Here is a 5893-nt window from a genome sequence, read left to right as displayed (position 1 = left end):
GGAGACACGCGCCCGACACAAAAGGGAGGCACCAACCTCATTTCGCACATTCTGCGCTTCGACTACGCCCTGCTGCCCAACCTGCAGTTGACGGCGAAGGCGTACGTCGAGAACGTCTTGGATCGAAAGATCTCGAATGCGGCGCTCACCGGCAACCCGACGCTGCTGCGGACGCAACTCGATGCGATGCTGCGGTTCTGATCCGGATTGGGGTAGGGATTGGCCGATGCGGGTCGCACGTATCACGCTGGTCGTGCTCTTGCTCGTGGGCACTGGGTGGGGGCAGGAGCATCTGCGGCTGTCCACCACCACGAGTACGGAGAACTCTGGACTACTGGGTGTCGTCCTGCCGCCGTTTGAGCAACGCTTCAATCTGAAAGTGGATGTCGTGTCGGTCGGCAGCGGCGCGGCGCTGAAGCTGGCGGAGAACGGCGACGTAGATGTGGTGCTGTCGCACGCACCGGAGCTGGAACAGGCCTTCATGGCGGCGGGGTTCGGGGTGAACCGGCGCGAGGTGATGTACAACGATTTCGTGGTCGTCGGTCCGTCGTCGGATCCCGCCGGACTCCGCCGTGCGACCGGAGCGGCTGAGGCCTTCAAGAAACTTGCGGCGACGCAATCGATGTTCATATCGCGTGGTGATGAGTCGGGCACGCATCAGAAGGAGAAGGAGCTGTGGAAGGCCGCTGGCGTCACGCCCGCCGGCACGTGGTACGTGTCAGCGGGCCAGGGGATGGGCGCGGTCCTGCTCATGGCGAACGAGCGGCAGGCCTACACCCTTGTGGATCGGGGCACCTATCTGGCCTACAAGGGTCGCGAGGAGCTGACGATCGTGCAAGAGGGCGACCCGGCGCTCTTCAATCCGTACACCATTATGGTGGTCAACCCGGCCCGCCACGCGCACGTGAAATATCTCGAGGCCATGCAGCTGGTCGCGTGGCTCACCGCGCCCGCCGGCCAGGAGTTGATCGGCAGCTTCAAACAAGGGGGCCAAGTGCTGTTCCATCCCACTGCCGTACCGGTGGCCGCCGCCCCCTGAGCGGTTGCGGCGCGTGTCCCGATGACTTTTCTGGGCGAAGCCTTGGTCTCCGCTGTGCGCCTGTTGGTGACTATGGACCCGCGGGTCGTGGCGGCCGCGGCGGTATCGGTGAAGGTATCGGTTGCGGCGACGCTGCTCGGGGCGGTGATCGGCGTGCCCATCGGATTCACGGTGGCGGCTCGCAAGTTCCGCGGGCGTCGCGTGCTCGAGGTGACGCTCAACACGTTGACGGCGTTGCCGACCGTCGTCGTCGGGCTGCTCGCCTACGCTCTGCTATCCCGCCGTGGCCCGCTGGGCGCCTGGGGGTTGCTGTACACGCAACCGGCGATGGTGTTCGGCGAAATGATCCTTGTCACGCCGCTATTGGCCGCGCTCACCATGGGCGTGGTCAGCGGCGCCGATCCGCGCATTGAAGAGACCGCCCTGACTCTCGGGGCTTCGCGCTTTGGTGCCGCGGTGACTGTGCTGGCCGAGCTGTATTGGGGGGTGCTGGTGGGGATCATCGCGGGCTTCGGCCGGCTGATTTCGGAACTGGGTATCGCTCTGATGGTTGGGGGCAACATCAAAGACGCGACACGGACCATGACCACGGCCATCGCGTTGGAGACCAGCAAAGGCGATTTCGCCTTCGGCTTCGCGCTCGGGTTGATCTTGCTGACGCTAGCGTTGGCAGTGAACCTGGGCCTCGCGGTATTGTCGCCGCGGAAATGAGCTGCCGCGCATGGACGCGCTTGCCTTTCGACTGACCGACTTGCGCGTGGAATTCGCTGGCCGCCCCGTGCTCGATATCAGTTCGCTGGCCATCGCGCGTGGTGGGATCACGGCAATTGTTGGACCGAACGGGGCCGGCAAGACGACGGCGTTACGGGTGCTGGCCTTCCTACAGGCGCCATGCGCCGGACGCCTGGAGTTCGACGGCCGGCCCGTCACGTTCCGCGACCGAGATCTGGTGGCGCTACGCCGGCACGTGACGCTGGTGGCGCAGTCCCCACTGCTGTTCGGCCGGACAGTGAGTGCCAATGTCGCCTTTGGTCTGCGGGCGCGCGGAGTGGCGCCGGATGAGCGCGTGGTGGCGGCGCTGGCCGCAGTCGGGCTGGTGGGCTTCGGGGCGCGGCCGGCACGGAAGCTCTCCGGCGGGGAGGCGCAACGTGTGGCCATTGCCCGCGCACTGGCCATCGATCCCGGTGTTTATCTGTTCGACGAGCCGACGGCGAATGTGGACCGCGAGCATGTCGGCACGCTCGAACGGCTCCTGGCGCAGCTCGGAGCCAGCGGCAAGACCGTCGTCATGACGACACACAATCTCGAGCAGGCCTATCGTCTGACGGATGCCGTGGTGTCGCTGGTTGGCGGGAGGATCGCGCCGGTCCCGCTGGTGAACCTTTTGCGCGGCACGGCGCGAAGCGTCGGCGGGACGAATTACTTTCACAGCGAGGGGCTGCGCATCGAGATCGCCAACGGTGCGGCGCCGACGGCGGTCGCTATTGATCCGGAGGACATCATCATCTCACGCGCCCCCCTGCATTCCAGCGCGCGCAACAGTTTTTCCGGACACGTGGTAAAGGCGGAGAGCGATGGCAGCAGCATCATGCTCACCGTCGCCTGCGGCCGCAACCTGGTGGCGCGCATCACGCGCCACTCCTACGAAGAGCTGGCCCTCAACGTCGGTACCGCCGTCTACGTAACGTTCAAATCCACCGCCGTTCACGCCTTGGATTCTCGTCCGTCATGAGCCGCAGAACCGACGGCTAGCGGGCTTGAGGCTTGAAACTCGTTGAGTTTGAGTCAAGTGTCGTTCGCCTCGAGCCCTGGCATATGGCTGATAGCATATGGCGCATGGTCAGGAACCACAAGCCATACGCCATATGCCATATGCGTCAGGCCCTGGCTTGTGCAGCGCGTTGGGTGAGACAGGTGACGATCCGCACGAGCATCCGGTGATCCCGGCTGCTGCGGAGCGTGGCGTCTACGCTATCGACGACCCGCGCTCAGCCCGTTGCTGGTACCATGTCCGGATCGTACCGGCCACGGCGCAAAAGAGGCCGAGCAGGATCAGCATGCGGCCGCCGCTTTGGACGACCTTGTAGAAATCGAGCTTGCCGCTGATGAGCGTGTGCTGGTCGCTGCCGCGCTGCAAAGGGCTCAGCAGCGTAGCGGTTGTGTGGGCAGTGAGCTCCCGGAACTCTTCGAAGTGGGTTGCCGGAGCGGGGATGTCCCCAGTGGCCAGGAGCCGCTCATGCTCCTCGATCTGGTTCTTGCCGGCGTACCAATTGCCGAAGCCTAGGATGACCAATAGCAGCCCGATCGGCAGGAGTGGGTTGCGCCGGGTGCGCATGCCCATCTGCTAGCATTGGCGCCTGGCCGCGACAAGATTGCGTGGGTATGGGTGCTACGTTATACCCATAAAGGTGCTTGCACTCTCCTTGAAGATAGCCGTTCACCGGGGGAGTGGCGCTGTGTTGTGCGTGGCCATGGATCTGATCAGGAAACGGTGGGGCGTTGCGCGCAGAGCCCACTCCCGCGAAGAATGATGCCGACTAAGCTGGTGAAACGGATGCTGGCCGGGGACCGGTTCGCGCTGGCTAGGCTGATCACGTTGGTCGAGAACCGGCACCCCGATACGGCGTTGGTGATGAGTCTCATTCACGAGCGCTGCGGCCGGGCCTACACCATTGGCATCACGGGGCCGCCGGGCGCGGGGAAGTCGACGCTGGTGGACCGCCTGATCGGCAAGCTGCGTGAGCTGGGCCACAGCGTCGGGATCATTGCCATTGATCCGTCCAGCCCGTTCTCCGGCGGCGCCGTTTTGGGCGATCGCATCCGCATGCAGAGCCACTACCTCGATGAGCAGGTGTTCATCCGCAGCTTGAGCACGCGCGGGAGCCACGGTGGCTTGGCGCGCGCCACGCGCAATGTGGCACGGCTGCTCGACGCCTTCGGGAAAACTTTCATCGTGGTCGAGACGGTTGGGGTCGGTCAGACCGAGCTCGACGTGATGCGCGTCGCGGACACCACAGTCGTGGTGCTGGTGCCCGAGGCCGGTGACACCGTGCAGACCATGAAGGCCGGCCTGCTGGAAATTGCCGATGCGTTCGTGGTGAACAAAGCCGATCGGGAAGGGGCGTTGCGCATCAAGACCGAGTTGGAGATGATGCTGCAGCTGCGTCCGGCGGCGGAGTGGAAGGTGCCGGTCCTGTTGACGGAAGCGACCACGGGCAAAGGTGTCACCGAGTTGCTCGACGTCATCTTGCGGCATCGTGAGTTCTGGCGCAGCAGTGGTCAGAACGCCGCCCATAGTGCGGCAGCCCGCCAGGAAGAATTCGTTGCCGTGCTGCGCGACGAGATCAGCCGCCGGCTCGAGGCGGGCCTGGACAACGGACGCTTCGTTGCCTTGCTGCAGCAGGTCAAACGGGGCGAGATTGATCCGTACAAGGCAGCCCTCCAAGTGATCGGAGATGAGCAGAGCCTGCGGGACTTGCTGGGCACCGGTACGGCGCAAACCTCTTTGAGCCAATGAGTGAACCGCGCACATTCGTCATCGGCGACATCCATGGCTGCCCTGATGAAGTCGACTGCTTGCTGGATGCCATCGAAGCCGCCAGCGGCGATACGGTCGTCTTTCTCGGTGATTACGTCGATCGCGGGCCATCGCCCAGAGCCGTCATTGATCGGCTCCTGCGGCTGCGCCACGAGGGACCGCAGTGCGTCTTTTTGAAAGGCAACCACGAAGACATGTTCCTTGCCTTTCTCGGGCGCGGCGGCTTCTACGGCGAGGCCTTCTTGTTCAACGGAGGAGAAGCCACCCTGCGCAGCTATGGGCTCGCAGGGCGCTCCGGCCAGATCACGGCGGACCAACTGCCGCCCGATCACCTGGAGTTCCTGCTCTCATTGCAGCTCCATCACCGGCACGCAGACTTCCTTTGCGTGCATGCCGGGATCTCTCCGGCGCGCTCCTTGGAGGAACAAGAAGCGGAGGACCTGTTGTGGATCAGGGACGAGTTCATTTCCAGCCCGCATCCCTTTCCGTTCACCGTCCTGTTCGGACACACTCCGCAACGTGAAGTGCTCATGGGGCTGCCGTACAAGGTGGGTCTGGACACGGGACTGGTGTACTGGAACAAGCTTTCCTGTCTCGAATTGAGGGAGAAGCGCCTCTACCAAGTCCGCCGCGGTGAGCGCGCCGTACGAAGCCGTAGCTTGTGGGCGCAATTCGAGCACCGCCACGAGCACGCAGCCGTGGCGGCGAAACCGGCTCGCCGAAATCATCATCGTGAGGGCCTACAGTGAGAGAGCAGCGGATGACGGGTGGTGGGTTCATCGCGGGTGAGCCTCGCGGCAGGGGCCACGTGCGGCGCTGGGCATGGGTCAGGCTCGTCGTGTCGGTCTGCCTGACGCTGCCGATCGGTGCGAGCCAAGCGGAACAGCAGTACGAGTTGCCGGCGGCGGTGTCGCGTCGGGCGACGGCTTCTCATCTCGTGGGGCGAGCCAATGCGCGCGATGCGCTCGTCATGTCGATCACGCTACAGGTGCAGCACCAGGACGAGTTGGACGGGCTGATTGCGGCGCAGCAGAACCCGGGAGCGCCCGAGTATCATCACTGGCTCAGTCCGGAGGAATTCGCCTCGCGCTTTGCCCCGTCCGTTGAGGAGTACGACGCGCTGGCGGATTGGTTGGAACGCCAGGGGTTTGATGTCGCGAGATGGGAGAACCGCTTACGCATCGACTTTTCAGGCGATGTGGCGCGTGTCGAACGGACGTTTGCGGTGCGCATGAATTACTACCGTCATTGGAGCGGCACACGCGTGGCCAACGAGAATGCGCCGCTCCTGCCAGTGCAGTTTGCCGCCCGAGTCG

At 64.2% G+C, this 5893-nt stretch carries 8 protein-coding genes; 7 read left to right on the top strand and 1 reads right to left on the bottom strand.

Annotated features, from left to right (window positions below):
- The 4 genes from VF515_14100 to VF515_14085 form a co-directional block, all read left to right on the top strand.
- Positions 1 to 201: hypothetical protein (locus tag VF515_14100; protein HEX7408768.1), on the top strand; the 201-nt coding region annotated here is incomplete at its 5' end.
- A 25-nt stretch (positions 202 to 226) separates the two neighbouring features.
- Entirely contained in the window at positions 227 to 1039 is an 813-nt protein-coding gene (locus tag VF515_14095; GenBank protein HEX7408767.1) for a substrate-binding domain-containing protein, read from the top strand.
- 21 nt (positions 1040 to 1060) lie between these two features.
- Positions 1061 to 1750, top strand: a complete 690-nt coding sequence (locus VF515_14090; GenBank protein ID HEX7408766.1) for an ABC transporter permease — start codon at positions 1061 to 1063, stop codon at positions 1748 to 1750.
- A 10-nt stretch (positions 1751 to 1760) separates the two neighbouring features.
- Positions 1761 to 2771 (top strand): ATP-binding cassette domain-containing protein, encoded by a 1011-nt coding sequence (locus VF515_14085; GenBank protein ID HEX7408765.1) that lies wholly within the window; start codon positions 1761 to 1763, stop codon positions 2769 to 2771.
- Between the two features lie 234 nt (positions 2772 to 3005).
- On the opposite strand, the gene VF515_14080 is transcribed toward VF515_14085, so the two are convergent.
- Positions 3006 to 3374, bottom strand: coding sequence for a hypothetical protein (locus VF515_14080; GenBank protein ID HEX7408764.1), 369 nt, complete (start codon positions 3372 to 3374; stop codon positions 3006 to 3008).
- Positions 3375 to 3593: 219 nt separating this feature from the next.
- On the opposite strand from VF515_14080, the gene meaB reads away from it, so the two are divergent.
- From meaB to VF515_14065, 3 genes are all read left to right on the top strand, one after another.
- Positions 3594 to 4556, top strand: coding sequence for a methylmalonyl Co-A mutase-associated GTPase MeaB (gene meaB, locus VF515_14075; GenBank protein HEX7408763.1), 963 nt, complete (start codon positions 3594 to 3596; stop codon positions 4554 to 4556).
- Positions 4553 to 5326 (top strand): metallophosphoesterase family protein, encoded by a 774-nt coding sequence (locus tag VF515_14070; protein HEX7408762.1) that lies wholly within the window; start codon positions 4553 to 4555, stop codon positions 5324 to 5326. Before meaB ends, VF515_14070 begins: the two co-directional genes overlap by 4 nt.
- An 11-nt stretch (positions 5327 to 5337) precedes the next feature.
- A partial coding sequence (locus tag VF515_14065) for a protease pro-enzyme activation domain-containing protein (GenBank protein HEX7408761.1) occupies positions 5338 to 5893 on the top strand: 556 nt, incomplete at its 3' end.

The sequence above is a fragment of the Candidatus Binatia bacterium genome, assembly GCA_036382395.1.
Taxonomy (GTDB): Bacteria; Desulfobacterota; Binatia; order HRBIN30; family HRBIN30; genus JAGDMS01.
This window is presented reverse-complemented; position numbering and strand designations above follow the sequence as displayed.